Source organism: Microbulbifer sp. HZ11, from assembly GCF_000708675.1.
In the GTDB taxonomy this organism is placed as follows: domain Bacteria; phylum Pseudomonadota; class Gammaproteobacteria; order Pseudomonadales; family Cellvibrionaceae; genus Microbulbifer.
The window spans coordinates 1,496,943-1,522,689 of sequence record NZ_JELR01000002.1 but is presented as its reverse complement, the minus strand read 5'-3'; the positions used below and the strand labels follow the sequence as shown (position 1 = coordinate 1,522,689).

The window sequence follows — 25,747 nt, the reverse complement described above, 5'->3', positions numbered from 1 at the left end:
AGCAGCCAGACCCGCCCGCTCGAATGGCCCAGAAACTACTCGCCGAGATTCCCGTGACAGCCCTCAAGGGCGTGGGCGCCAAACTGGCGGAAACCCTCGCCAGGCTGCATATCAGATCTCTACAGGACCTGATGTTCCATCTACCCGCCCGCTATCAGGACCGCACCCGCGTGGTTCCACTGGCGGGCCTGCTCCCGGGAATGGATGCGGTAGTTGAAGGCGAGGTACGCGCCGCCGACGTCACCTTCGGTCGCCGCCGCAGCCTGGCGGTGCGCCTGCAGGACACCACCGGTAGCATTACCCTGCGCTTTTTCCATTTCACCGCCGCGCAGAAAAATCGCCTGTCCCCCGGCACCCGGGTCCGCTGTTACGGGGAAGCCCGCCGGGGCAGCGCGGGCATAGAACTTTATCACCCAGAAACCGAAATTCTTGGGGAAAATATTTCGCCAACCGCGCAAACTCTCACCCCCATTTATCCCCTGACGGAAGGTCTGGGGCAGGGGCGCCTGCGCGCCCTGATCGGTCAGGGACTTGGCTGGCTCGCCGACGGCAATGTCACCGAACTGCTGCCCGCAGACCTGCTTCCGCGCGCACTGCAGATGCCACTGGCCGGTGCGCTGATGTACCTGCACCAGCCGCCGGCGGACGCCGATCTGTCGCAACTGGCCGAAGGGCAGCACCCGGCACAACAGCGCCTAGCCCTGGAAGAACTGCTGGCCCACCACCTGAGCCTGCTGGAACTGCGCCGCAGCGCGTCGAAGGTAAACGCACCACCGCTGTCCGCGAATGCGGCACTGGATCGAGACTTTCTCGCGCGGCTACCGTTTGCGCCCACCAACGCGCAGCGGCGGGTGGGCGGCGAGATCGCCGAAGACCTGGCCAAAAGTACGCCGATGATGCGGCTGTTACAGGGCGATGTGGGCGCGGGCAAAACCCTGGTCGCGGCGCGCGCCGCACTGCAGGCCATCGGCGCCGGCCACCAATGCGCGGTGATGGCGCCGACGGAAATTCTCGCCGAGCAGCACCGCATCAACTTCAGCGGCTGGCTGGAGCCTCTCGGTATTACCGTGGCCTGGCTTACCGGCAGTATGAAAGTATCGGAAAGACGCGCGCAGCTGGCCGCAATCAGAAGTGGCGAAGCCCAGTTGGTAGTAGGTACTCACGCACTGTTTCAGGAAGGTGTGGCGTTCCACCGCCTGGCCCTGGTGATCATCGATGAACAGCACCGCTTCGGCGTGGCCCAGCGACTGCAATTGCGCGAAAAAGGTTCGGTTGAAGGTGCTCCCGGTGAACAACAGCGCACACAACCCCACCAGCTGATCATGACCGCCACCCCGATCCCGCGCACCCTCGCCATGTCTGCATTCGCCGACCTGGACTGCTCGGTGATCGATGAACTGCCGCCTGGGCGCCAGCCCATCAACACCGTGGCCATCTCCAACGAGCGCCGCTACGACGTGATGGCGCGGGTGCACAGCGCAGTGCAGGAAGGGCGCCAGGCGTATTGGGTATGTACCCTCATCGAGGAATCGGAAACCCTGCAGGCCCAGGCCGCCGAATCCACCGCCGAGGAACTGGCAGACACTCTGAACGGAGTGCGCGTGGCACTGGTACACGGACGCATGAAGCCGGCAGAGAAAGACCAGGTGATGAAGGCCTTCAAGGCCGGTGAGGTGGATCTGCTGGTGGCCACCACGGTAATCGAGGTAGGCGTGGATGTACCCAATGCCAGTTTGATGATTATCGAGAACCCGGAGCGCCTGGGCCTCGCTCAACTGCATCAGTTAAGAGGTCGGGTTGGGCGGGGCAGTATCGCCAGCCACTGCGTACTGATGTACTCCACCCCGCTGTCTGCAAATGGCCGCGCCCGTCTGGAAGCACTGCGCAATCACGCGGATGGTTTTGCCATCGCCGAGGAAGACCTGCGCCTACGCGGTCCCGGAGAGATTCTCGGTACTCGTCAGACCGGCGAGATCCAGCATCGTATCGCCGACCTGCAGCGCGATGCCCACCTGCTACCTCAGGTACAGAAAATCGCCGCGGCACCACAACTAACCGCAGAGTCCCGCGCGGCCCTGGTACGCCGCTGGTTACACAACAAGCCCCGCTTCGCCGAAGCCTGAACCCGGCCGCCCCCGGCTCTCGCACAGGTCGCACTTCCCCCTGCCCCCGGTTTTTGAGAACCGCCGCGCGCAAAACGCGGTGCCCCCATATGACTGAGACCATCTGGTCACATCGGGTCACTAATATTTTTGCGCTCCGGCCCCGGCAATGGCAGCCTGCGCCTACTAATAGGTTGCAACAACAGCTAACAGGCGGCCGACCGCCCCCACAGCAATCAGGAAACTCCCGGTGACCAGTTTTCTCCGCCCACGCCACTTAAATCTCCGCCGCAGCCTCAGCGCCATTGCAGTCCTGCTGGGTGCCGCATTGATGCACACATCGACACACGCGCAGGGTTTTTTCGGCGGTAGCGACGAACCTATCCCCCACCTCACCCTCGCCCGCACCGAAGTAGCCGCAGAGGTACCCACCCCACTGGTTGGCAATGATTTTGAAAGCATGCTCGCGCAGGCGACCAACAGTGGCACCCTGAGCGCGGCCAAAGAAACCGCGAACCGGGAGTTCGCCGACTACCTACGCGCCCGCCTGGATGGCGCCCTGCGCGAATTCTTCGCCGATGAAGACATCCCTCTGTACAGCGACAACAACTCGCTCATTCTGTACAACTTCATCGATATTTCCGTGGTGAAGCGATTAAGCGGCCTGAAAAACAGTGGCGATTACGAAATCGAAAGGGGCAGCCTGAGCGCCAGTGGTGACTACCACCTGCGCCTGCAGGCACCCGGGGAGCGGTTGCTGGTGGAGAGACGTGTCGACATTGCCGATCTGCGCCTGAAGGGTAAGTACCAGATCAAAACCTCACTACGCGGCGATGCCGGGGAAGACAACACCACCGAAGAATTGCGTCAGATGGCAGACCAGCTGGTTAAGCGCGTCATCGACCGCATCGAAGACGACCTGGAAGCCGACGCTCTGCGCGAACTGCAGCACCGCAGCTGACGACTTTCTCGCGTCACCGCACCGGTGGCGCCTCCAGCACTGCCCATACAGCTCACTGCTAATTCACTCCCCCGTTGCCCGCCGCGACCCACCTCACACAACTGACTACTACTGACGCACAAGTCACCGAAATTTTTTGCTCTCTGCACCGATAAGTGGCAGCCTGTGACAGACGTCTAAAAATGATAGAGCGGATTCATCCGCCACAGAGCGCCCCATCAAACAGCGCCGATAAAAATTATCCCGGTATAAAAATCAAAACAGGGAGCGATGCATGAGAACCCAAGGACTCCGTCGGCTATTCGCCGCCGGTATGGTTAGCCTTGCGCTATCCACCAGTACCAGTGCCCAAGACAGCTTCTGGGGTGGCGATGACCACACCCCCAGCCTGGCCATAGCAGCCACTGAAATTCAACTCGATGTACCCATGCCGGTATCCAGTGGCGATATGCAGCTGATGCTTGCACTGGCTGGCAATGGCGGCGGTCTTGCGGACCTGAAAAAAGAAGCCATCCGCAATTACACCCAGCATATCCACAGCGAGCTGGCGCGTGTTCTGTACGGATATCTGGAGGATGAAGAGGTACCGCTGGTTGCGGAAAATGGCCTGCTCCAGCTGCAGAACAAACTCAACCTCAAGGTGATCAAACACCTGAGTGCCATGAAACCGAAAGGCGATCACGATCTTGAGCAGGGCAATGTGACCCTGAAGGGTGAATTCCGCTACATCCTGAGCAATCGCAGTGGAACCGCACTGCGCGAACAGCGCGTCAGTATCGACGACATGAAAATCACCGAGAAGTACCGGGTGCGCACCTATCACGACAATCGCGCCGGCGAAGACACCACCGAAGCGGCCATCAAGGAAGCCCTCACCGAAATGGTTGAAGAGCTGGTGGAGGCGATGGAGGACAATCTCGAGGCGGATGAATTGCGGGATATGGCCGCACTCTAGACCCCCTCCGACCGAACTGAAAAGGGCGAGCCGCACCAGCGGCTCGCCCTCTATTTATCTCGACTGACTTAAAGAAATCAGGCCGAAGAAGAGCTTCCTTCCCCGTTTGTCACGACGCTGTTGTAATTGTCGTCATTGAACGTATTTACATCCAGTGCACCCTCGCTGTTGGCCACAATGGTGCTCACCACCGAGTCACCGGTAATGTTCACCGCCGTGCGCACCATATCCAGCAGGCGATCCACGCCCATCACAATGGCAATGCCTTCCACCGGCAGGCCCACCTGACTCAGTACCATCGCCAGCATGATCAGGCCAACACCCGGCACACCGGCAGTACCCACAGATGCGAGCGTCGCAGTCAGGATTACCGTCAAGTAACCCATCAGGCCAATCTCGATGCCGTACAGCTGAGAGATAAACACCGTCGCCACACCCTGCATGATCGCTGTGCCATCCATATTGATGGTCGCCCCCAGCGGAACAGTGAATGACGCAATCTTGTTATCCACACCCAGACGCTTTTCCACCGTCTGCAGGGTAACCGGAATCGTCGCCGCAGAAGACGCGGTACTGAATGCAAATGCCATCGCCGGGCGCATTTTCTTCAGTAACTTGACTGGATTCAAACCAGACAGCAACTTCAACAAAAGCGGGTATACCCCAAAAGCGTGAATCAGCAGCGCCAGCAGCACCACGCCAAAATACTTCGCCAGTGTCGGAATGGCATCTAGACCCAGCAGCGCAATCTTGTTCACCAACAGCGCAAACACCCCGTAAGGCGCAAACACCATCAGCACACCCACCATCCTCAGGATGACCTCGTTCAGATCATTAAAGAACGCCGCCACCCGCTGTCCCGGCTTGCCGCTGCGGGAAATCGCGTAACCCAGCAGCAGGGCAAACACGATGATCTGCAGCATGTTGCCTTCTGCCATCGCCAGCACCGGGTTGGTGGGAAAAATATTCACCAGCACATCGGAAAGAGGCGGCGACTCCTTCGCCTCATACTGCGCATCGCCCGCCAGGTATTCCATGCCCACCCCGGGCTGGATCACCAACGCCAGCAACAGCGCCAGGGAAATGGCCACCGCCGTCGTGCACAGGTAGAGCAGCAAGGTCTTCCCTGCCAACACCCCAACCCGACTGCCCTCCGACAGCGCGCAGGCACCGCAGATCAGCGACACCAGCACCAACGGCACCACCATCAACTTCAGCGACGCAATGAAAATCCGCCCGATGATGTCGAACAGACCATTGGTGAGGTAGTTGTTGATAAATCCGGTAACCGTCGTACCCAACACCTGGCTGGAGTTGAGTACATTGAACAGCAGGCCAAGCAAGATCCCCGTGATCATGGCCAGTACGATTTTTTTGGTAAGCCCCATGGTCCGTCCTGTTTTTGCATCTACCTTTCAAATGGCAGATTTTCTGATCGTTTTCAGCGCTAATTATATTCGGGCGAAGGTGGTGATACCGGGTACAGTCTTGTGAGACCTTCAAAAACAGGATGTTTTTGCAGAGCCCCCATGGATGGATTCACGGGGGGCCGCCTAGGTCGTGTCTCACAAGACTGTGCCCGGTAGCGCCACCGCCACCGGGTTTGTTCAGAGCCTCTTATCTGGGTAAAGGCAGTGCGCCACTATATCCACCCCACCCCCAAGGGGCAAAGCGAGTTCCCCTGAAACCCTCGTCAGGTACAATGCGGTTAATTCAAACCAGCATAACCCCGCGCGGAGTCTGCGTTGTACCACTCCCCCTTTGAGGCCATCGGCGACTGGCACCCACAACCCCTCGAAAGCCTGCACGGCCACACCCCGCCGGACCACCTCCTGCCCTGGCTGCAACACAAAGGATCTCTCACCGCCGCCCTCAAGCACCTGAGCCACGGCGAGTTTAGCGTACAAATACTGCGCCAGGGCTGGCACACACCCAACCTCGAAGAGCGCCGCGCCCTCAACCTCAAGGAGCGCACCCGCGCCCTGATCCGCGAAGTCCTGCTCTACGGCAGCGACACCCAGCCCTGGGTCTACGCCCGCAGCGTCCTCCCCGAGCGTACCCTCGCCGGGAAATCCCGCTACCTGCGCAGCCTCGACAACCGCCCCCTGGGCGAGCTCCTGTTCAGCCAGCCGGACATCCGCCGCGGCCCCATCGTCCTCAACCGGCTCAAACGCAACTCCCAGTGCCAGCTGGCAGAGCTGGACCAGAGCGAAGCCCATGCCTGGGGCCGCCGCTCCACCTTCTGGCTGCACGACAAACCTCTGCTGGTTGCAGAGACCTTCCTCAGCGGGTTCAATCCCCACAAACCGCCAATGACCTAGTGCCCTGAAGAAACAGGAAAGAATACGGGAACTGCCATGCAAGCCATTCGCCAACAAGTCCAGCAGCGCTTCGCGCAGCACTGGCCCAGCGTACAGCCCTACTGGCAACTGGCGCGACTGGACAGGCCCATCGGCTCACTGCTGTTGCTGTGGCCAACCTGGGCCGCACTGTGGATTGCCGCCAAAGGCTGGCCGGGGCTGCACCTGTTTGTGGTGTTTACCCTGGGTGTAATTCTTACCCGCGCCGCCGGCTGTGCCATCAATGACTTCGCCGACCGCGAGATCGACGGCCACGTAAAGCGCACCAGCCAGCGTCCCCTGGCCACTGGCGCCGCTACCCCAAAAGGCGCACTGATGCTGTTCGCCGGCCTGATGCTGCTGGCATTTCTGCTGGTGCTCACCACCAACAAACTGACCATTTTGCTGTCACTGCCGGCGCTGGTGCTGGCCTTCTGCTATCCCTTCGCCAAACGCTACACCCATTTGCCACAGGTGGTACTGGGTGCGGCGTTCAGTATGGGAATCCCTATGGCATTTGCCGCGGTCACCAACGCGGTGCCGGCGGTAGCCTGGGTGCTGTTTACCGCAAACCTGCTGTGGACCGTGGCCTACGATACCTTTTATGCCATGGTTGACCGGGACGACGATCTGAAGATCGGGGTGAAATCCACAGCCATCCTGTTCGGCGATATGGACCGGGCGATGACCGGCTGCCTGCAGGGCATGGTGATTCTGGCCTTACTGATGCTGGGAGGGCGCGCGGAGCTCGGTACGCTGTATTACTGCGGGGTTGCGGCGGCGGGCGGGCTATTTTGCTATCAGCAGTGGCTGATTCGCGATCGGCAACGGGAACCCTGCTTCAAGGCATTTCTCAATAACAACTGGGTCGGAATGGCAATTTTCCTGGGTATTTTTTCTCATTATCTGTGGAATTAGGCGCAAGCGGCCACCCGCAAACCGGGCTTCCCGTACGGCTGTCATATTTTTGTCACTAAAGTGACGTTAAATGGCCACTCTAGAATAGTCAGTTAAATGACAATCACTTCAGTTAGGGTATGGCAGGCAGATGCACAGCAAGACGATCCTCATAGTCGACGACGAAGCCCCGGTGCGGGATATGTTACGGGTAGCTCTGGAAATGGCGGATTACCGTTGTCTTGAGGCGGAAAATGCCCAGGCGGCCCACGCGCTGGTAATCGATGAAAAGCCGGATCTGATTCTGTTGGACTGGATGCTGCCGGATGTTTCCGGTGTTGAGCTGGCCCGCCGCCTGAAGCGGGATGAACTGACTTCTTCGCTGCCGATCATCATGCTTACCGCTAAGGGTGAGGAAGACCACAAGATCAAGGGTCTGGAGACCGGTGCGGACGATTACATTACCAAGCCGTTTTCACCCCGCGAGCTGGTAGCGCGCCTGAAGGCGGTGTTGCGCCGCGCGGGCCCGAGCACGCCGGAGGAGCCGCTGACGGCGGGTGGCCTGGTGCTGGATCCGATCAGCCACCGGGTGACGATCAATGGCAATCCGGTGGATATGGGCCCGACCGAGTTCCGCCTGCTGACGTTTTTCCTGAGTCATCAGGAGCGCGCTTACACCCGTACCCAGTTGCTGGACCATGTTTGGGGTGGCAACGTGTATGTTGAGGAGCGCACCGTGGATGTTCACATCCGTCGCCTGCGCAAAGCCCTGACCGTCGATGGCCACGAGCGCTACATCCAGACCGTGCGCGGCACCGGCTACCGCTTTTCTGTACAGACCGCGGAAAGGGTGTAACCTACACCCAAGAATTGTAGAGGGCTCCGTAGCGGGTCCTGTGGCGGTCGAGCCCCGGGTATAAGTTTTTGAAAAAATTGTCGGGAACAATTTTCAGCAGCTTTAGCTGCCCGTAGGGCTGAGCACAGGGATGTGCTCAGCTAAACCGCTGTGAATACTTCCCTGTACGCTGCGTCGGCGACATCCCTGTCGCCGACGCTTTCAAAAACGCTTACCCGGCACTCGACCTTCGCTTAGAACCTCGGTAGTTTTTCCAGTTACCGGGTTTACCTACCTGAAACAAGATGGCCAAACCATCATGCTCGATCGCAGTATTGGCGAGTTTTCCCGCTTTATCATTATCGCCCTTGGCACCACCATTCTCGGTTTTGCCAGCGGCCACTGGTGGCTGGCGCTGTGCGCTGGTCTTGCCGCCTATGTTTTCTGGTTGCTGTGGCAACAAAATCAATTTGATCGCTGGCTCGCCAACGGCCGCCGCGGCCCGGCGCCGACGAATTTTGGCGTGTGGGGGGATATCACCGACGATTTCTACCGCATGCAGCGCCGTCACCGCAAAGAGAAGCAGAAGCTGCACGCGATGCTGCGGCGGGTTCAGGACAGCACCAGTGCATTGCGCGAGGGTATTGTAGCGCTGGAGGACGATGGCAATCTGGCGTGGTGGAATCCGGCCGCCGGGCAAATGTTGCGTTTACAGACGGACGATGCAGGCCAGCCACTGGTCAATTTTGTGCGCGACCCGCGTTTTGTCGAGCATATGTACGAGCGTATGGGTGGCGGCAAGCGGGCGAATCAGCAGCCGATCACGCTGCCGGCACCGGGGGATGATTCACGGATTCTACAAGTGGAGGTGACGCGCTTCGGCCAGGATGAGGCGCTGGTGATTGTGCGGGATATTACCCGGCTGCATAACCTGGAGCAGATGCGGCGGGATTTCGTGGCGAATGTTTCCCATGAGCTGCGCACGCCGCTGACGGTGATCGCCGGTTACCTGGAGACGCTGCAGATGAGTGGCCAGGCGCCGCGCAATTGGGACAGACCCCTGGGGCAGATGAGTGAGCAGACGGTGCGTATGACCAGTCTGGTCAACGATCTGCTGCTGCTGGCGCGGCTGGAGACATCCGAACGCGACAGTGGGCGCGACCAGGTTTCGGTGCGCGAGCTGATGGAGCGGGTGGCTGGCGAGGCCCGCTCACTGAGTGGCGAGCGCCACGTGATTTCCGTAGCCTGCGATGAGGATTGCACGATTACCGGCGACGCCGGCGAGCTGCACAGTGCTTTCGCCAACCTGGCGTTTAACGCGGTGAAGTACAGCCCGGATGGCGGGCCGATTGAGCTGCGCTGGCGCACTGATGCCAGCGGCGGGCATTTTTCGGTGAAGGACTCCGGTATCGGTATAGACCCGATGCATATTCCGCGCCTGACGGAACGCTTCTACCGGGTGGACGCCGGTCGCTCCCGCGAGAGTGGCGGCACCGGTCTGGGTCTGGCAATCGTGAAGCACGTGTTGCTGCGCCACAGCGCAAATATGAGTGTCACCAGTGTACCCGGCCGCGGCAGTACTTTTACTCTGAACTTCCCCACCCAGAAGCTGACCCAGGTCAGTTCTGAGGCGAGTTAATAAAGTAATCAAACAGAAAGGGGCCAGCAGGCCCCTTTTTTATTTTTGCCTGTTTATCAGCAGCGGAGTCTTACAGCTCCATACCAAACTGCAGCGCCGCACCCAGGGTGTCCCCTGAGGATTTGATCGCCGACAGATGGAAGTGCAACACATCGAATGGGCTGAATCCGATACCTGCGGTCAGTGCGCCATCGTAAGTGTCCTTGAGGTCGTGGCGGTAACCCACCCGCAGCTGCACCCAGTCGAACAGGTCCGCTTCCGCGCCCAGGCGCAGTACTTGCACTTCACCGGCACCATCAAACAGCTCTACGGCATTCAGATCAGCATCCGCCAGCAAAGTGAACACCTCACCGGTGTAGCCAACACCCGCAGTCAGCTGCGGATCCAGTTGGATCTCCACACCACCCTGCACGGTGTCGTATTCCTGAGCAATGGCATTTCGCAGGGAGACACCGCCCTGCAGCTGGCCGAAATTGATCGTAGCGCCCAGATCCAGGTTGAAATTGGTGTGTTCCAGGGTGTAGTCATCGACCTCGAAATCGTCGCTGTCGAAGTTGGCGATGGTTTCGATGTATTCGATGGACTCCACGCGCTGGTACTTGGGCGTTACGCCGAGGGACACCTGATAGTCCTTGAAGGTAAAGTTGCGTGCGGCGGCGAAACCGATCTCCTGCATCGAGTAACCGAAGGCTCCGGCCGCGGTTTCCAGATCATCCTCGTCGAATAGTTGTTCGCCAAAGTTTTCCAGCAGTGCAATATCCGCATCCGCCAGCTGCACATCGGTGGCAATAAACGCGGACTGGCGAACAAACAGCAGGCCAGAGGCAACACTGTTGGGAATGGCAACGGTCAGTTGCGCGCCAGCATCGGCGGTGAGACGGCCTTCGTCGAGCAACTGCAGCTGCTCGAGGATGTAGTCGGCGTCGTCCTGGTTGGCGGTGAAGCCATCCAGCTCATCGATAAAATCGGTAAGATCTTCGCTGGTATCGATAAAGTCATTCTGATCATTGGCGATCAGTCCGAAGTCAAAGGTCAGTGCAAAATCATCACTTTCGCCGAAATTCGTCGCGGTTGCGGGATTGATCAGCGCACTGTAGGTGTAGTCGCCCCCGGCAACTCCGGCACCGGCCATGGCGCTCCCGCGCCCGGAAAAAATTTCCGCAGCAACCGGCGTTGCACTCAGCATCGCCGTGGCGGTGAGTGCACCGGCCAATCGGTTTTTTGTCCACTGTTTCATCTAAGCCCCCAATAATAATCGTTTAATAGTCATCGCACCTTTCGGCGCACAGTCAGAAGTTTGCTTTTATGCCCGTTATGCGTGTTGTTATCGGCGGCGCAAAAATAAACGTGAGAGGGGAAAGGCACAATGGCCCTTTCGGGGTGTTTTGCGAACTACTTCTCAGGGATATTGTGACGCGAATTCGCTGAATGGCGGGTGGCAGAGGGAATTGACAGGCCCCAGGCGGGGCCTCCTGACGAAAAAATGTACTCTCGGTCCGACGCCCGGTGGGTTATTCCAGTTCCTGCAGGGGGCGCGCTTCGCCACCGGCAACATATTCCGGTGAACGGTCGTCTGCGAGCGCTTCCGCTTTGCGTTTCCCGATGGTGATATGCACCACTTTGCGCGCGCTGTCGCGGATCAGGATATGTTCGCGACCTTCATCGTCCACCGGCAGGTTGCGCTCGCCAATCAGGCCATCGCGCAGGGCGCGCAACTGCGGCACATCGCGGTAGCGGTCCAGGTCTTTGGACAGCTTGTGCTTCATGCGCTCGGATTCGTGCAATGCCGCCGACGTTTCACGGTATTTCGCAAAGAAAAACACCGCCGCGATGGCGGCGAAAATGGCGAGGGTGGTTTCAAACCATGGGGGCATAGTGTGGTTTCCTTAACTGTATTGGCTCGTTGTTCCGGTATCTCGAAGGCGCCTGCCCAGCTGGCTCCTACAAGGTGCGGTTCCTCGTCATCTGCCACACCAATAACTGGTTGTTGGCGGGCAGGTAATTGTTTTCGGTTCTTTGCAACCCCTGGGCCTCGGCGAGCTGGTCCAGCCACTCCAGATCGCGAATCCCGCGCAGCGGGTCCCGCTCTTTCAGCCACACATCAAAGTCCGCGTTGCCGGGGCCGATATACTCACCGTCAATTTTCACCGGGCCATAGACGATCAGTTGGCCGCCAGGCTGCAGCACCTGCGGCAACTTCTGAAAGAACATCTCCACCGCAGTAGCCGGCATAATGTGCAGTGTATTGGCGGTAAACACAGTGTCCACCCGCAGAGGTGGCCAGTCACTGCTGACATCCAGTGCAATCGGTGCGGGCAGGTTGGCCGCGGGGCTGTGGTGGAGCCAAGCCTGTACCTGGTGCAGGTTTTGCGGCCGCTCGCTGGTCTGCCAGTTGAGATGGGGCAGGTGCGGGGCGAAGTACACCGCGTGCTGGCCGGTGCCACTGCCGACTTCCAGTACCCGGCGACTGTCCGCCAGCAGGCGCTTTAGATGAGCCAGGATGGGTTCGCGATTGCGCGCGGTGGAGGGGGCGTCAGGAAGCTTGCTGTCGCTCATATTCAGGCGGGCTGTTCATCGCGCAGAAACACCCAGTCATTGCCCTTGGAGTGTTCTTCACTGAAATAGTAACCGGCGACATCGAAATCTTTCAGTTGTTCAGCCTTCTTCACCCGGTTGTCGATGGCCCAGCGGCTCATCATACCGCGGGCTTTTTTGGCGAAGAAACTGATCATCTTGTATTGGCCGTTTTTCCAGTCCTTGAAATGCGGGGTGAAGATCTCCCCCTGCAGCGCTTTTTTCTGCACCGATTTGAAGTACTCGTTGGAGGCCAGGTTCACCAGCTCTTTGCTCTTGAGCACCTGTAACTGTTCATTCAGCGCCGCAGTGATCTTGCCATCCCAGAATTCATACAGATTCTTGCCGCCGCTATTGGCAAACTTTGTGCCCATCTCCAGCCGATAGGGCTGCATCAGGTCCAGCGGGCGCAGCAGGCCGTAGAGGCCCGAGAGCATACGCAGGTGTTTTTGTGCAAAGGCAAAATCCCGCTTGCCCATGGTCTCCGCTTCCAGCCCGGTATACACATCGCCTTTGAAGGCGAGGAGGGCAGGGCGGGCGTTTTTATCCGTGAACGGACGCTTCCAGCTGTGGAAACGATCGTAGTTCAGTACCCCCAGCTTGTCAGAGATCTTCATCAGACTAGAGATATCCTGCGGACTCAGAGCCTTCAGTTCCTTGATCAACGCCGCGGACTCCTTGAGGAAATCCGGCTGGGTGGTGTCCAACGCGGGAATTTCACTGTCAAAATCGAGGGTTTTTGCGGGGGAGATAACGATTAGCATAGGGAATCACTACTGATGATTTTCGTCATTCCGGTCCAGAGCCTGTGCCGGACTTGATCCGGTATCGGGATCCAGAATCCGGAGTGCTGGATTCCGGCCTGCGCCGGAATGACGGTATTTAGAGGGCGTTGGATTATTCTGGCTTCAAAATGTGCTGCCACCAGTTGAGTGGCGTCTGCCCATCCACCGGATCGTACACATTACCGTAGTACCAGACACTGTTGGCACCGTCACAGACACTGTTGAGGATCTGCTCAATCTCGGCAAAGCCACAGCTTACATGGATGCTGTACACCAGCAGGCGCGGGCTTTCCAGATCCAGCTCGCCGCCAAGTTTTTCCAGCTGCGGGGTCAGTTGATCGGAGAGCCTGGTGCTGTCTTCGCGACAGAAGATACGCACCGCCAGGTTCCCGGAACGCTTGACCAGATCAAAGCTGGGTTTTTCCGGGTCGTCGCGATTGACCTTGATGGTGTCACCGCTGGCGATGCCCTTGATAAAGGCCGGGGAGCGCACCAGCTGTACGCTGTCGTCCTCATTGACCCGCACCTGCATGCGCTCTACCACCGGCTCTCCATCGGGATTCATACCGGCAAACAATTCGATAATCTGCAGTGCGGTCGTCATAACCTCTCTCTCCGGACTGTGTACAATATTGTGCGAACCGCATTATACAGGGAGAGGATCATGTTTCCGCGTTCATTCACCAAGCGCCTCCTGGCCACCGCCACCGCCGCCTCTTTGACCGCCTCCATCTTTGGCTGTTCGGTCAATCCGGTTACCGGCAAGAAGGAGCTGTCGCTGATGTCCCAGAGCCAGGAAGTAGCCCTCGGTGAACAGCAATACCCCAAAGCCCAGCAGACCCAGGGTGGTGAATATCTGGTCGATCCCGCACTACAAAGCTACGTAAGCCGTGTGGGCCAAAAGCTGGCCAGAGTGTCCGACCAGCCCAATTTGCCTTACGAGTTCGTGGTTCTGAACAACTCGGTGCCCAACGCCTGGGCGCTGCCCGGTGGCAAGATCGCCATCAATCGCGGCCTGCTGGTGTTGCTGGAAGACGAGGCGGAGCTCGCAGCAGTTCTCGGCCACGAAATCGTGCACGCCGCCGCCCGTCACTCCGCCACCGCAATGTCTCAACAGCAGATTCTCGGCGCGGGCATTGCAATCCTGGGTGCCACCACTGAAAACACCGCCTACGGCGATCTGATTTCTCTGGGTAGCCAGTTCGGGGGCTCCGCCTATATTGCCAAGTACGGCCGCGATAACGAGCTGGAGTCCGATGAGTACGGCATGAAATACATGGCCGCCGCCGGCTACGACCCGCAGGGTGCGGTGCGTCTGCAGCAAAAATTCGTCGCGTTGTCTGAGGGCAAACAGGCGAGTGGCCTGGATGCGCTTTTCGCCAGCCATCCGCCATCACAATCCCGTGTCGATGCGAATATCCAGCACGCAAAAAACCTCGGCGGCGGTGTGACCAACCGCAATGAATACCAGCGTGCGATCGCGCAGCTCAAGAAAGATGCCGATGCTTACAAGAGCTATGACGCGGCAGTGGCTGCGGCACAGAAAAAGGATTATGACCGCGCTCTGATGCTGACGCGCCAAGCACAGAAGCAGCAACCAAAAGAAGCCGCATTCTTCGCATTGGAAGGGGATCTGCTGGCGCAGAAAAAGCAGTACCAGTCAGCACTGCAATCCTATGAAACCGCGGTGCAGAAAAATCCGACGCTATTTTCCAATTGGCTGATGCGCGGCATGCTGAACGCGCAGCTGAATAATTACACCGCCGCCGAGAGGGACCTGCAGCGCTCCACCAGCTATCTGGATACCCCCCATGCGCACTACTACCTGGGGCAGGTTTACGAAAAACAGGGCAACACCAAGAATGCCCTGAGCCAGTACCAGATTGCCGCACAGGACAGCGGAGATATTGGCACCAAGGCGCAGGCGCGGATGCAGGCGCTGGGCAATCAGGGATAAGCCGGGATAAATTTTATCCGGCACAGAAACAAAAAAAGCGGGCGAAGAAATTCGCCCGCTTTTTTTGTACTGGATTTCCCGAAAGGAAATTACAGCTGGACGGTTACGCCCAGGCTGAAGATGTCCAGATCGTCAGCGTCTCCGTTGGATCCGTATGCAATCTTGCCTGCAACGTTGCGATTGAAGAAGTGAGTCGCCTTGAATTCGTAGGACTCATTTTCATCATACGCAGCACCGATAGAGGTGTTCTCATTGAAGTAAAACTCTAATTCGCCACCCCAGAACAGGTCTGCTCCGTCTACGTCAACCAGCGCCAGTTTTGCCGTCAGATACTGACCGCCCGCCAGCGCGGTAAAGTATTTGGAAGAAACGCTGCGGTAGTCAAACTCATCATCCACTTCGGCGGTAAAACCGATGTAGTCGGTTCCGCTCAGCTGGTGATTGTATTGACCGCGGAAAAACAGCACGGTGTCCTGGTCTTCCGGCTTAACAGCTTCCACCTCGGCCAGGAAGTTCGGAGTAAACAGGAAACCCGCTCCCACACTGTAGTCGGTAGAAAAATCGTTATCTTGCACTTCGCCGAACAGTTTCCACTGACCGGTGAAGTATTCACCACCAATGTTCAACGCGTCGCTGTCATTACCATCGGCATCAGCATAAGCAAAACCGCCGTAAATGTTGGACACTGGCAGGATATAGTTGAATTCCTTGCGTGGACCCAGATTCTCCAGGGCGCCGAAATAGTATTGAGACTGGAAGCTCAACGTATCGACGTCGACACTACCGTAGTCAGCGGAAGTGTAATCAACATCGGTAAAAGAATTATATTGATCCGCGGAGGCAACCGCAGAGGCCAGCATCAGAGGCAGTGCTGCAAACTTGAACTTCATAGAAGTGTTCCCTGTTTAATTTACATCTGTACTTTCGTACCCATCCAACTCATCCGTTCGACCCTCTTCTGGGTCCCGGACAAATTCGGCGCGGATTCTAAGTGCAGGAAAATTTAAGTGCAACGAAAGAATTAATTGCGACGTGCGTCTCAAATACAGTTTGATTCCGGTAGTTTAGCTACAGTCGCAGGCGTATTTTGCTTGGGGACAACTGAACCAAAGCTGAATAGTATTTAAAGAGAGAAATTTACAGAATATGCGCCGTGAGGGGAGCTTCGGCCTGCCAAAGAGTTTTCTCGCTGTATATTGGCATTACCAAAACAGTATATTTTTATCGGTAACTAATTCTCAATTAAAACTGGTACGAAACACTGAAATGGAAAAAGGGCTGCAACTGCAGCCCTTTGTAAAAATAAAAACCATGGAAACTCAACTTATCCGAACTCTGCCGATGAATAAATCGGGGGGACTCTAGTGGCCCATGCGGGAAGTTGTGTAACGGTTCGCACGGGCCACTAGCGCATATTCTTTTCATTACCGTGGCGAATATCGGCACCTTTAACCAGGTACACCACCTGTTCGCAGATATTCTTCGCGTGATCGCCAATGCGTTCCAGTGAACGCAGGGTCCACAGCACATTCATCACCCGGGAAATACTGCGCGGGTCTTCCATCATATAGGTGACCATTTCGCGGATCGCGCTGCGGTAGTCCATGTCCACCTGCTCATCTTTGGCCAGGGTTTCCATGGCGGACTTGACGTCGAAGCGGGTGTAGGCGTCCAACGCGTCGTTCAGCATCTTGCGCACGGCGTTGGCGATATGGCGGATCTCGGTGTAGCCGCGGGGCGCCGTGCCTTCGTCGGTGAGGGCGATGGCCATCTTTGCGATCTTGCTGGCCTCGTCGCCGACGCGCTCCAGATCCCGGGCGATGCGGATAACCGACATCACCATGCGCAGGTCGGAGGCGGCCGGCTGGCGTTTGGCGATGATCAGGGTCGCGTGCTCGTCTACTTCCATTTCGCAGCGGTCGATTTCCTCTTCCACCTGCAAAACCTTTTCCGCCAGTTCGCTGTCGGCGTTGGCGAGGGCTTCTACGGCATCGGCTACCTGGCGGGTGACCAGGCCACCCATTTCCAGCATTTCCGTCTTGAGGCTTTCAAGATCTTCGTTGAACTGGCGGGAGATGTGTTGATCGAAATGCATTTCCATAACTTTGTGTGGGCTCCCCCCAACCTTAGCCGAAACGGCCGGTAATGTAGGCTTCGGTGAGATCGTGTTCGGGATTGGTGAACACGGTCTCGGTGTCATTCACTTCCACCAGTTTTCCCAGGTGGAAGTAGGCGGTGCGCTGGCTGACCCGCGCGGCCTGCTGCATGGAGTGGGTAACGATGGCGATGGTGTAGTTCTCTCGCAGTTCGTCGATCAGCTCCTCGATGCGGGCGGTGGCAATCGGGTCCAGCGCGGAACAGGGCTCGTCCATCAGGATGACTTCCGGGCTCACGGCGATGGCGCGGGCGATACACAGGCGCTGCTGCTGACCACCGGAAAGGCCGGTGCCGGGCTTGTCCAGGCGATCCTTCACTTCGTTCCACAGGCCGGCGCGACGCAGGCTGTTTTCCACGATTTCATCCAGTTCCGCGCGGCGGCTGGCGATGCCGTGAATCTTGGGGCCGTAGGCGACGTTGTCGTAAATGGATTTGGGGAAGGGATTCGGCTTCTGGAACACCATACCGACACGGGCGCGCAGGGGAACCACGTCCACCTTGGGGCCGTAGATGGCTTCGCCGTCCAGGCTCAGTTCGCCTTCCACGCGACAGCCCTCGATGGTGTCGTTCATGCGGTTGAGACAGCGCAGGAAGGTGGATTTACCGCAGCCGGAAGGACCGATCATGGCCACCACCTGGTTGCGGCCGATATCCAGGCTCACATCGTGAATCGCCTGAGACTCGCCGTAAAACACGTTCACATTGCGCATGCGCAGCTTGGCGTCGTCGCAAAACGGCGATCCGACGGTACCGTCCACTTGGCTATTTGGATTAGCCGCTCTGCTTTTCACTTCTGTCTGCTCCGCTACCGGTTGGGTGGCTTCTTTCTGCGCCGGTACAGCTTCGCCGGCGTTCAGGGTCATGGTACTCATGGCTCTTTCTCGATTCGCTATCTTAGCATTTGGTCTTAATCGGCACATGGATGTGCCGACGCCGGTCCAGGACCGGCGCGAGCCACCGTGATACCAGCAATTCCACGTAATTACGCCAGTATCGCGACGGCGACGATCCAATAAATCACGGATGATTTATTGGATCACAAGGTAAAAGTTACCAGCGGCGCTCAAGTTTTTTACGCAGCCACACTGCGCAGGTGTTCATGGTGATCAGGACTGCCAGCAGTACCATGATCGCGGCGGAGGTGCGCTCCACGAAGGCGCGCTCGGGGCTGTCGGCCCACAGGAAAATCTGTACCGGCAATACGGTGGACGGGTCGGTAATGCCGTGGGGCACATCGACGATAAACGCCACCATACCGATCATCAGCAGCGGTGCGGTCTCACCCAGGGCCTGAGCCATACCGATAATCGCACCGGTGAGCATGCCGGGCATGGCCAGCGGCAATACATGGTGCAGCACCACCTGCATGCGCGACGCACCCATGCCCATGGCTGCTTCACGAATGGACGGCGGCACGGACTTGAGCGAGGCGCGGCTGGAAATAATGATCGTCGGCAACGTCATCAACGTCAGCACCAGGCCACCCACCAGCGGCGCCGAACGCGGCAGTTCGAAGAAATTGATAAAGATCGCCAGGCCCAGCAAACCGAACACGATGGACGGTACCGCGGCGAGGTTGTTGATATTCACCTCGATCAGATCGGTCCAGCGGTTCTTCGGCGCGAATTCCTCCAGGTAAATGGCCGCGGCCACACCGATGGGGAAAGACAGCACCAGGGTAACCAGCAGGGTGAACAGCGAGCCGACCAAAGCCGCGCGGATACCCGCCTGTTCCGGCTCGCGGGAGTCACCGTTGGTAAAGAAGGTGGTGTTGAAGCGCTTTTCCAGCTCACCGCTTTCGCGTAGTGCCAGGATCCACTGCGCTTTCTGCTCGGAGGTACGGCCGAGGAAACCCTCTTTGGATTTGGACAGGCTCTTTACATAGGTGTCCACATCGTCATCGGCGTTAAACCACAGGGTTTCGGTTTTGCCCAGCAGCTGCGGGTTTTCCTGCAGACGCTCGCGCAGCTCGAAGCCGGCACCGTTGGACACCAGCGAATAGAGCTCGCGCTTGTCGCGGCGGCCGGTCACTTCCGGGAAGCGCTCGCGCAGGGCGTTGCGAATCACCGCATCAAAGTTGGCCCAGGCCAGGCTTTCCTCGTCCACGGTTTCGATACCGAGGGCGGCCGGGTCGTAGGTCACCTGCAGCTGGATATCCGTCTGCACAAAGGCACTGCTGCCCTTGCTGATGATGTCGGTGAACAGCACCAGTACCGCCAGCACGCCAAAGGCAATACTTGCGATACCAAACCCGCGGAAGATTTTTTCCTTGCGGTGACGGCTGGCGAGGCGCGCTTCGATTCGCTCGCGGACCTGCTTCTGGGTCAAGTTGGATTGAGTCAGATCAGTCATACTGTTCCCGGTATTTTTTCACTACGTGCAGGGCGATAAAGTTCAGAATCAGGGTGCTGATAAACAGCATCAGGCCGAGGGCAAACGCCGCGAGGGTCTTGGGACTGTCAAATTCCTGGTCGCCCACCAGCAGGGTCACGATCTGCACCGTTACTGTGGTCACCGACTCCAGCGGGTTGGCGGTGAGGTTGGCAGCCAGACCCGCGGCCATCACCACAATCATGGTCTCGCCGATCGCGCGGGATACCGCCAGCAGCACGCCGCCGACAATGCCGGGCAGTGCTGCGGGAATCACCACCTTGCGCACGGTTTCCGATTTGGTGGAGCCGAGTCCCAGGGCGCCGTCACGCAGGGACTGAGGTACCGCGTTGATCACGTCGTCAGAGAGCGACGACACGAACGGAATAATCATCACCCCCATCACCAGGCCGGCGGCCAGGGCACTTTCACTGGAGGCTTCCATTCCCATGGACTGGGCCACTTCGCGCACGAAGGGTGCCACTGTGAGGGCGGCGAAGAAGCCGTATACCACGGTGGGTACGCCGGCGAGAATCTCGATCAGGGGCTTGGCAAATGCGCGCACCTTGTTGCCGGCGTATTCGGCCAGATAGATGGCGGACATCAGTCCCACCGGCACCGCCACAAACATGGCGATGGCAGATACCATCAGGGTACCGGTAAACAGGGGCACCGCACCGAAGGCGCCGCTGGAGCCGACCTGGTCCGAGCGCAGTGCCATCTGCGGGCTCCAGTGCAGGCCGAACAGGAATTCGGTCACCGGTACCGACTGGAAGAAACGCAGGGATTCAAACAGCACCGACATCAGAATGCCGACGGTGGTAAAGATCGCGGCGCAGGCGCAGGCCAGCAGGATTATCCGCAGAACTTTTTCCACTTTCTCACGGGCGCGCAGCTCCGGAGAAATACGCAGTAGGGTGTAGACACCCAGGCCGGCCGCCAGGATCAGGGTGATTGTGGTCTGCATCCAGCGGCCACTTTGCCGCAGGCTGACCAGATGATCTGCCGCTGCCTGAATCTGTGGCGTAGTTGCGCCAATAAGGTTACCCGCGGCCAGGTTCTGGATCTGCGCGTACAGCAGGTTCTGGCCGGAGATGGTTTCCGGCTTGTCGGCAACACCACCCAGCACCAGGGTGCGAATAATCGCGTCGTCGAACAGCATCCATAAGCCCAGAATGACCAGGGCCGGAAGGCCGCACCAGAGGGCGGTGTGCACCCCGTAATAATTGGGCAGGGAGGCGAGACTGCGTACACCACCGCGGCTGCGAGCGGTGGCGATGGCGCGGCTGAAGCCGGTACCGTAGGCCACCAATACCAGCAACAACAGCAGGGCGAAGAGAGTGGGGGTCTGCATCGATTCGCTCGGTTATCTGTGATGAAGTAAAACGCCGGCCATTATCCGTAGTTGTGGCCGTAATTCCATGAGATTCAGCAATGGCGCATATACGTAAACGGCCAAGCCCCCATTTGGTAAAGGGACTCGGCCGGTAATTCCGTCTACCTGTCTGGCTTAGCTTTATTTTGCTGCCAGGTTGGTCAGCGCGTTCAGCTTGCGCACATTGGTGGCCACTTGCTGACGCTGTGCATCGGGCAGAGAGATCATACCCTTGTCGGCAAGGTAACCTTCTTCACCCCAGGCGCGCTCGTTGGTGAGCTCGGCCAGGAATTGTTTGATCCCGGGGACCACGTCCACGTGTGCTTTCTTTACATACACGAACAGCGGGCGGGAAACCGGGTAGCTGTTGTCGGCGATGGACTCGAACGTCGGTTCCTGACCTTCGATCACGGATCCCCGCACCTTGTCCGCGTTCTGGTCGAGGAAACTGAAACCGAAAATACCGAGTGCATCAGGGCTGGCAACCAGCTTGTTCACGATCAGGTTGTCGTTCTCACCGGCTTCCACGTAGGCGCCGTCTTCACGCACGTTGTGGCAGATGGCCTTGTAGGCATTTTTGTCGGAAGACTTCTTGGCCGCGATCCAGTCGAACTTCTTGCAGCCACCTTCCATTGCCAGTTCGGCAAAGGCGTCGCGGGTACCGGAAGTCGGGGGCGGGCCCAGTACTTCAATTTTGGTCGCCGGCAGGGTCGGGTTTACGTCTTTCCAGGTCTTGTAGGGGTTGGCAACCAGAGTCTCGGAACCGTCCGGGTTCGGCACGTCTTTGGCCAGGGCCAGGAAGATATCCTTGCGGGTCAGCTCGAATGGCGCGGACGTCTTGGCATTGGCCAGCACGATGCCGTCGAAACCGATCTGTACTTCCACCACGTCCACGCCATTGTCGTTGCACATGTCCAGTTCGGACTGTTTGATGCGACGGGAAGCGCCGGTGATATCCGCGGTGCTCTCGCCCACACCCTGACAGAACAGCTTCATGCCGCCGCCGGTACCGGTGGATTCAACAACTGGGGTCTTGAACTGGGTGGCGCGGCTGAAGCGCTCGGCAACCACAGTGGTGAACGGATATACGGTGGATGAACCCACGATGCTGATATGATCGCGCGCCGCCAGAGCAGCATTGGACGCCGCGATGGTCAGGGCCGCGAGGGCGGAAGCCAGTACTTTTTTGCTCGCAGAACGGTTGTTCATGATTTCTCCAGAAATGGTCGCGAATTGGTCGAGAATTAGTCTGTAGTCTCTGCACGCCGCGCATGCTATTTCGAACTGGTGACGATTCTATGAATGAAAAGTTACAAACAGATTACAGTCATCGGCGCAATTTATGACCGCCCCTTGAAATCCGGTCGCCTCAACAGCCGCAGCCGGAACTGGCGCAATTTCTGACCGAAAGGTACGCTCTCACTTATTAATAACAAACAAAAAAGATGGTTTGAGAGACCTTCCATGAAGTTTCTACTAAGCAGCGCCGATACTCTGGACCGCTTTGCCCACCGCTGCGGTGGGGTTTTGGGCTGGTTTACCCTGGCCATGGTGGCGGTCCAGAGCCTTGTGGTCGCTCTGCGCTACGGGTTCGATGGCGGTTCTCTGGCCCTGCAGGATGCCGTGACCTACCTCCACGGCGCCGCCTTTATGCTGGGCCTCGCCTACGCAATGCAGGCCAATGCCCACGTGCGCGTGGATGTGATCTACCGCATCTTGTCCGCCCGTGGCAGGGCCTGGGTAGACGCTGTGGGCTGCCTGATATTCCTGCTGCCCCTATGTGCCTTTATCGGGTACGGCAGCTGGCAGTTTGCCGCCAGCAGCTGGGCGGTGAACGAATCCAGCAACAGTGCCGACGGCCTCGGGGGAGTCTATCTGCTGAAAAGTCTGATTCCCCTGGCCGCCGCCACCCTCGCTGTGCAGGGATTGAGTCAGTTTGCGCGGGCACTGAATACCCTGATGCAGTTGGAGGCCGGCAGCGACGAGAGCAGATTTTCACAGTCCTCCACCCAGGCATCTGCTCGTCCACAGGCCGAGACACAGCTCCACCCGCTGGTGCGGGAAGCCGCCCCCGGTTCGGCTTCGGAGGTGGGCGCATGATCGAGCTGATCCCCCTGTTGATGTTCCTCGCGGTATGCGCAACGCTGATGCTCGGCTACCCGGTGGCCTTTACCCTGGGCGGCACCGCGCTGCTCGCCGCCGGCCTCGGCATTGTCGGCGGCATCTTCGATGCGGAACTGCTCAAGGCGTTCCCGGACCGGCTCTACGGCATTATGCAGAACGGCACCCTGATGGCGGTGCCGCTGTTTGTCTTGATGGGCGTGATGCTGGAGAGAGCGCGGATCGCCGAGGAATTGCTGGTCAATCTGGCGCGGGTCTTTTCCGGAATCCCCGCGGGCATGGCGGTCTCCGTGGTGGTGGTTGGGGCGCTGCTCGCCGCCAGTACCGGTATTGTCGGCGCCACCGTGGTAACCATGGGGCTGATGTCCCTGCCCACCATGCTGAACCGCGGCTACTCCCCAAAGCTGGCCACCGGTACTATCTGTGCGACGGGCACCCTGGGACAGATTATCCCGCCATCGATCGCCTTGGTACTACTGGGGGATACCCTGTCCAACGCCTACCAACAGGCCCAGTTGAGCCAGGGGATTTTCAATCCCAAACCGGTCAGTGTGGGCGATCTGTTTATGGGGGCAATCATTCCCGGCCTGCTGTTGGTGGCCGCCTATATTGTCTACCTGCTGTTTATCGCCCGCAGCGAACCCGCCACCAAACAATCAGGCAAAGAAGAGGTGGAACTGCTGCAGACCCTGAAAAGCCTGTTCCCGCCCATCGCACTGATGCTGCTGGTGCTCGGCTCCATCATCACCGGTGCCGCCACCCCGACGGAAGCGGCGGCGGTGGGTGCCCTGGGGGCCGGTATCCTGGCCTGGGGGCGCGGCGCGCTGAACTGGGCCCGGGCCGGCGAGGTCGGGCAGAGCACCCTGCAGGTGACCGCCATGGTGTTCGCCATTCTGATCGGCGCCTCGCTGTTCTCGCTGGTGTTCCGCGGATTTGGCGGTGAGGAAGTGGTCACCCACTTCTTCGAAAGCCTTCCTGGGGGCATAGTGGGCGCGACCCTGCTGGTGATGCTGGTGATTTTCCTGCTGGGCTTTATCCTCGACTTTATCGAGATCACCTTTGTGGTGGTGCCCATTGTCGGACCGGTACTACTGGCCATGGGGCTGGACCCAGTGTGGCTGGGTGTCATGATCGCCCTGAATCTGCAGACCTCGTTCCTCACCCCGCCGTTCGGTTTTGCGCTGTTCTACCTGCGCGGCGTGGCGCCAGCGGAGGTGGCCACCGGCGCCATCTATCGCGGTGTGGTGCCATTTATCGCGATCCAGTTACTGGTCATGTGCCTGCTGGCACTGTGGCCTGCCCTGGCGACCTGGCTGCCGGCGTATGTCACATCGTGATGAATGGAATGACCGGGCGATCGAACCAGCCGAAAAATGCCGCGGGGGGCGGCAAATTCACCCACTCAGGACTGGCTAATTAGTGCCCAGATTGTGCTAGAATGCGCCACCCGGCCAAGGTGACTCCGTATGCACTGCCGGGCCAATAAATCTAAGAATTTGTGAGCACCTGCGATGTCCGCCATTGATGAAGAACCGCAACCCAGCGGTACCCTGACCCTCCAGACCCAGTCCATGCCTCGGGACACCAACCCGCAGGGCGACGTGTTTGCCGGCTGGCTGATGTCACAGATGGACGTGGCCGGTGCCATCCTCGCCCAGAGTATCGCACGCGGCCGTGTCACCACTGTCGCCGTCGGCAGCATGGTCTTCCTGCGCCCGGTACCCGTGGGCTCCACCGTCAGCTGTTACGCGGAAGCGGTTGAGGTTGGACGATCGTCCATTAAAACCATGGTGGAAGTCTGGCTGACCCGGGTAGATACCGGCGAGCAGGTGAAAGTCACTGAGGGTGAGTTTGTATTCGTCGCCATTGACGACCGCGGACGGACCCGGCCGCTGCCCTGAAGCGATCAGCAGATATCAGCTCAGATTGGGGCCGTCAGCGGCCTCAGTGCATTCCCCCCGATTCCGGCAACACCACGCCCAGGCTACGCAGTTGGGCGGCCAGCTGTGGATCATTGGTCTGTCGCCAGCGCTGGAACAGTTGCAGGATATCCGTTGCATCCATCGCCTGGTGGCGACCACACACCGTCGCCACCAACTCCAGCAGGCGGGCAAAGCGCTCCGCCAGCTCACTGAAAACACGCCGATTGTGCCGGGCATTTTCACCCAGATAGTCGTAAGCGCCTCCGCCCATCCCGATGAAATAATCCCGACTGATCCCCCGACGCGCGTAGTTTTCCGGAAAGAGCGCACCCATAAACAGAGCCAGGTCACCCAGTTGCCGCAGGATCAGACAGCGATGGTAATGACTGTCGACCTCCACCGCATCGCGATATAGCAGCGCCAGCGGACGTACAGAGATCTCACCCTGGTCATAACTGAACACCTGATCACTATCCCCAAACCGTGCCAGCAGGCTACCCAGATACCACAGAGTTTCCTCCTGTGGACGAGGGTCCAGATCGTCGGCACCGGCCTGCAGGCGCTCGCGAAAAAACTCGGCCAGTGTCTGCTCAAAGGTGGTTGGTGATACGGATGGCATCAGTTCCTCCTTCTTCTATCCGTCTCTGTAAATATAAATCTGCCTTTATCCCGCTTCTATTTTTTGACCCCGGTTTTTTATAAAAATTTTTTCTAAAAAATCCGTTTTTGGTCCCCTTGAAAAATGTTGAAGCGTTCCT

At 58.5% G+C, this 25,747-nt stretch carries 24 protein-coding genes; 11 read left to right on the top strand and 13 right to left on the bottom strand.

Annotated elements, in window-relative coordinates:
• The first annotated feature begins 23 nt into the window (after positions 1-23).
• The 3 genes from recG to AU11_RS14030 all read left to right on the top strand — a co-directional run bounded on the left by recG (position 24) and on the right by AU11_RS14030 (position 4,018).
• On the top strand, positions 24-2,123 hold the full coding sequence (gene recG, locus AU11_RS14040; protein WP_043319921.1) for an ATP-dependent DNA helicase RecG: 2,100 nt from the start codon (positions 24-26) through the stop codon (positions 2,121-2,123).
• 229 nt (positions 2,124-2,352) lie between these two features.
• Positions 2,353-3,063, top strand: a complete 711-nt coding sequence (locus AU11_RS14035) for a hypothetical protein (protein WP_043319920.1) — start codon at positions 2,353-2,355, stop codon at positions 3,061-3,063.
• Between the two features lie 274 nt (positions 3,064-3,337).
• Complete coding sequence (locus tag AU11_RS14030) at positions 3,338-4,018, top strand: hypothetical protein (RefSeq protein ID WP_043319919.1); 681 nt, start codon at positions 3,338-3,340, stop codon at positions 4,016-4,018.
• 77 nt (positions 4,019-4,095) lie between these two features.
• On the opposite strand, the gene AU11_RS14025 is transcribed toward AU11_RS14030, so the two are convergent.
• Positions 4,096-5,406: a dicarboxylate/amino acid:cation symporter gene (locus AU11_RS14025; RefSeq protein WP_051687263.1), complete on the bottom strand. Its 1,311-nt coding sequence runs from the start codon at positions 5,404-5,406 to the stop codon at positions 4,096-4,098.
• Positions 5,407-5,763: 357 nt separating this feature from the next.
• On the opposite strand from AU11_RS14025, the gene AU11_RS14020 reads away from it, so the two are divergent.
• The 4 genes from AU11_RS14020 to phoR all read left to right on the top strand — a co-directional run bounded on the left by AU11_RS14020 (position 5,764) and on the right by phoR (position 9,728).
• Positions 5,764-6,339 (top strand): chorismate lyase, encoded by a 576-nt coding sequence (locus tag AU11_RS14020; protein ID WP_043319918.1) that lies wholly within the window; start codon positions 5,764-5,766, stop codon positions 6,337-6,339.
• A 36-nt stretch (positions 6,340-6,375) separates the two neighbouring features.
• Positions 6,376-7,275, top strand: a complete 900-nt coding sequence (gene ubiA, locus AU11_RS14015; RefSeq protein ID WP_043319917.1) for a 4-hydroxybenzoate octaprenyltransferase — start codon at positions 6,376-6,378, stop codon at positions 7,273-7,275.
• Positions 7,276-7,405: 130 nt separating this feature from the next.
• A complete protein-coding gene (phoB, locus tag AU11_RS14010; protein WP_043319916.1) occupies positions 7,406-8,110 on the top strand; it encodes a phosphate regulon transcriptional regulator PhoB in 705 nt (234 codons plus the stop codon).
• Between the two features lie 298 nt (positions 8,111-8,408).
• Positions 8,409-9,728, top strand: coding sequence for a phosphate regulon sensor histidine kinase PhoR (gene phoR / locus AU11_RS14005; protein WP_051687262.1), 1,320 nt, complete (start codon positions 8,409-8,411; stop codon positions 9,726-9,728).
• Between the two features lie 70 nt (positions 9,729-9,798).
• Here the strand turns inward: phoR and traF are convergent, their stop codons facing one another.
• From traF to AU11_RS13980, 5 genes are all read right to left on the bottom strand, one after another.
• On the bottom strand, positions 9,799-10,965 hold the full coding sequence (traF, locus tag AU11_RS14000) for a conjugal transfer protein TraF (RefSeq protein WP_081848124.1): 1,167 nt from the start codon (positions 10,963-10,965) through the stop codon (positions 9,799-9,801).
• Between the two features lie 274 nt (positions 10,966-11,239).
• Positions 11,240-11,602, bottom strand: coding sequence for a hypothetical protein (locus AU11_RS13995; protein ID WP_043319914.1), 363 nt, complete (start codon positions 11,600-11,602; stop codon positions 11,240-11,242).
• 67 nt (positions 11,603-11,669) lie between these two features.
• Positions 11,670-12,284 carry a DUF938 domain-containing protein gene (locus AU11_RS13990; protein WP_043319913.1) on the bottom strand — a complete coding sequence of 205 codons (615 nt, stop codon included), beginning with the start codon at positions 12,282-12,284 and terminating at the stop codon, positions 11,670-11,672.
• Positions 12,285-12,286: 2 nt separating this feature from the next.
• Complete coding sequence (gene yaaA, locus AU11_RS13985) at positions 12,287-13,066, bottom strand: peroxide stress protein YaaA (protein WP_043319912.1); 780 nt, start codon at positions 13,064-13,066, stop codon at positions 12,287-12,289.
• Positions 13,067-13,199: 133 nt separating this feature from the next.
• Positions 13,200-13,691 (bottom strand): DUF4265 domain-containing protein, encoded by a 492-nt coding sequence (locus AU11_RS13980; RefSeq protein WP_043319911.1) that lies wholly within the window; start codon positions 13,689-13,691, stop codon positions 13,200-13,202.
• 60 nt (positions 13,692-13,751) lie between these two features.
• On the opposite strand from AU11_RS13980, the gene AU11_RS13975 reads away from it, so the two are divergent.
• The gene (locus AU11_RS13975; RefSeq protein ID WP_043319910.1) at positions 13,752-15,044 is read left to right on the top strand and encodes a M48 family metalloprotease; all 1,293 of its coding nucleotides are present in this window, start codon (positions 13,752-13,754) and stop codon (positions 15,042-15,044) included.
• Between the two features lie 89 nt (positions 15,045-15,133).
• On the opposite strand, the gene AU11_RS13970 is transcribed toward AU11_RS13975, so the two are convergent.
• The 6 genes from AU11_RS13970 to AU11_RS13945 all read right to left on the bottom strand — a co-directional run bounded on the left by AU11_RS13970 (position 15,134) and on the right by AU11_RS13945 (position 22,155).
• On the bottom strand, positions 15,134-15,934 hold the full coding sequence (locus tag AU11_RS13970) for a putative porin (RefSeq protein WP_043319909.1): 801 nt from the start codon (positions 15,932-15,934) through the stop codon (positions 15,134-15,136).
• Positions 15,935-16,449: 515 nt separating this feature from the next.
• Entirely contained in the window at positions 16,450-17,145 is a 696-nt protein-coding gene (phoU, locus tag AU11_RS13965) for a phosphate signaling complex protein PhoU (protein WP_043319908.1), read from the bottom strand.
• Positions 17,146-17,170: 25 nt separating this feature from the next.
• The gene (gene pstB / locus AU11_RS13960; protein WP_255343231.1) at positions 17,171-17,911 is read right to left on the bottom strand and encodes a phosphate ABC transporter ATP-binding protein PstB; all 741 of its coding nucleotides are present in this window, start codon (positions 17,909-17,911) and stop codon (positions 17,171-17,173) included.
• 340 nt (positions 17,912-18,251) lie between these two features.
• Entirely contained in the window at positions 18,252-19,553 is a 1,302-nt protein-coding gene (pstA, locus tag AU11_RS13955) for a phosphate ABC transporter permease PstA (RefSeq protein WP_043319906.1), read from the bottom strand.
• On the bottom strand, positions 19,546-20,925 hold the full coding sequence (gene pstC, locus AU11_RS13950) for a phosphate ABC transporter permease subunit PstC (RefSeq protein ID WP_043319905.1): 1,380 nt from the start codon (positions 20,923-20,925) through the stop codon (positions 19,546-19,548). The genes pstA and pstC overlap by 8 nt, the downstream gene beginning before the upstream one ends.
• 162 nt (positions 20,926-21,087) lie before the next feature.
• On the bottom strand, positions 21,088-22,155 hold the full coding sequence (locus AU11_RS13945) for a PstS family phosphate ABC transporter substrate-binding protein (protein WP_051687261.1): 1,068 nt from the start codon (positions 22,153-22,155) through the stop codon (positions 21,088-21,090).
• Positions 22,156-22,410: 255 nt separating this feature from the next.
• On the opposite strand from AU11_RS13945, the gene AU11_RS13940 reads away from it, so the two are divergent.
• From AU11_RS13940 to AU11_RS13930, 3 genes are all read left to right on the top strand, one after another.
• Positions 22,411-23,046 carry a TRAP transporter small permease subunit gene (locus AU11_RS13940; protein ID WP_043319904.1) on the top strand — a complete coding sequence of 212 codons (636 nt, stop codon included), beginning with the start codon at positions 22,411-22,413 and terminating at the stop codon, positions 23,044-23,046.
• Positions 23,043-24,404, top strand: a complete 1,362-nt coding sequence (locus AU11_RS13935; RefSeq protein WP_043319903.1) for a TRAP transporter large permease subunit — start codon at positions 23,043-23,045, stop codon at positions 24,402-24,404. The genes AU11_RS13940 and AU11_RS13935 overlap by 4 nt, the downstream gene beginning before the upstream one ends.
• Positions 24,405-24,578: 174 nt before the next feature.
• On the top strand, positions 24,579-24,968 hold the full coding sequence (locus AU11_RS13930) for an acyl-CoA thioesterase (RefSeq protein WP_043319902.1): 390 nt from the start codon (positions 24,579-24,581) through the stop codon (positions 24,966-24,968).
• Between the two features lie 43 nt (positions 24,969-25,011).
• Here the strand turns inward: AU11_RS13930 and AU11_RS13925 are convergent, their stop codons facing one another.
• Positions 25,012-25,608 (bottom strand): hypothetical protein, encoded by a 597-nt coding sequence (locus AU11_RS13925; RefSeq protein WP_043319901.1) that lies wholly within the window; start codon positions 25,606-25,608, stop codon positions 25,012-25,014.
• Between the last annotated feature and the right edge of the window lie 139 nt (positions 25,609-25,747).

Excerpts from the sequence above, each read along its gene's own strand:
- phoR (WP_051687262.1), top strand. The coding sequence starts at position 8,409 with ATGCTCGATCGCAGTATTGGCGAGTTTTCCCGCTTTATCATTATCGCC.
- ubiA (WP_043319917.1), top strand. The coding sequence starts at position 6,376 with ATGCAAGCCATTCGCCAACAAGTCCAGCAGCGCTTCGCGCAGCACTGG.
- AU11_RS13930 (WP_043319902.1), top strand. The coding sequence starts at position 24,579 with ATGTCCGCCATTGATGAAGAACCGCAACCCAGCGGTACCCTGACCCTC.
- traF (WP_081848124.1), bottom strand. The coding sequence starts at position 10,965 with ATGAAACAGTGGACAAAAAACCGATTGGCCGGTGCACTCACCGCCACG.
- AU11_RS13925 (WP_043319901.1), bottom strand. The coding sequence starts at position 25,608 with ATGCCATCCGTATCACCAACCACCTTTGAGCAGACACTGGCCGAGTTT.
- AU11_RS14030 (WP_043319919.1), top strand. The coding sequence starts at position 3,338 with ATGAGAACCCAAGGACTCCGTCGGCTATTCGCCGCCGGTATGGTTAGC.
- AU11_RS13980 (WP_043319911.1), bottom strand. The coding sequence starts at position 13,691 with ATGACGACCGCACTGCAGATTATCGAATTGTTTGCCGGTATGAATCCC.
- pstC (WP_043319905.1), bottom strand. The coding sequence starts at position 20,925 with ATGCAGACCCCCACTCTCTTCGCCCTGCTGTTGTTGCTGGTATTGGTG.
- phoB (WP_043319916.1), top strand. The coding sequence starts at position 7,406 with ATGCACAGCAAGACGATCCTCATAGTCGACGACGAAGCCCCGGTGCGG.
- phoU (WP_043319908.1), bottom strand. The coding sequence starts at position 17,145 with ATGGAAATGCATTTCGATCAACACATCTCCCGCCAGTTCAACGAAGAT.
- AU11_RS13970 (WP_043319909.1), bottom strand. The coding sequence starts at position 15,934 with ATGAAGTTCAAGTTTGCAGCACTGCCTCTGATGCTGGCCTCTGCGGTT.
- AU11_RS13975 (WP_043319910.1), top strand. The coding sequence starts at position 13,752 with ATGTTTCCGCGTTCATTCACCAAGCGCCTCCTGGCCACCGCCACCGCC.
- AU11_RS13945 (WP_051687261.1), bottom strand. The coding sequence starts at position 22,155 with ATGAACAACCGTTCTGCGAGCAAAAAAGTACTGGCTTCCGCCCTCGCG.
- AU11_RS13995 (WP_043319914.1), bottom strand. The coding sequence starts at position 11,602 with ATGCCCCCATGGTTTGAAACCACCCTCGCCATTTTCGCCGCCATCGCG.
- pstA (WP_043319906.1), bottom strand. The coding sequence starts at position 19,553 with ATGACTGATCTGACTCAATCCAACTTGACCCAGAAGCAGGTCCGCGAG.
- AU11_RS13990 (WP_043319913.1), bottom strand. The coding sequence starts at position 12,284 with ATGAGCGACAGCAAGCTTCCTGACGCCCCCTCCACCGCGCGCAATCGC.
- pstB (WP_255343231.1), bottom strand. The coding sequence starts at position 17,911 with ATGCGCAATGTGAACGTGTTTTACGGCGAGTCTCAGGCGATTCACGAT.
- AU11_RS13935 (WP_043319903.1), top strand. The coding sequence starts at position 23,043 with ATGATCGAGCTGATCCCCCTGTTGATGTTCCTCGCGGTATGCGCAACG.
- AU11_RS13940 (WP_043319904.1), top strand. The coding sequence starts at position 22,411 with ATGAAGTTTCTACTAAGCAGCGCCGATACTCTGGACCGCTTTGCCCAC.
- recG (WP_043319921.1), top strand. The coding sequence starts at position 24 with ATGGCCCAGAAACTACTCGCCGAGATTCCCGTGACAGCCCTCAAGGGC.
- AU11_RS14025 (WP_051687263.1), bottom strand. The coding sequence starts at position 5,406 with ATGGGGCTTACCAAAAAAATCGTACTGGCCATGATCACGGGGATCTTG.
- yaaA (WP_043319912.1), bottom strand. The coding sequence starts at position 13,066 with ATGCTAATCGTTATCTCCCCCGCAAAAACCCTCGATTTTGACAGTGAA.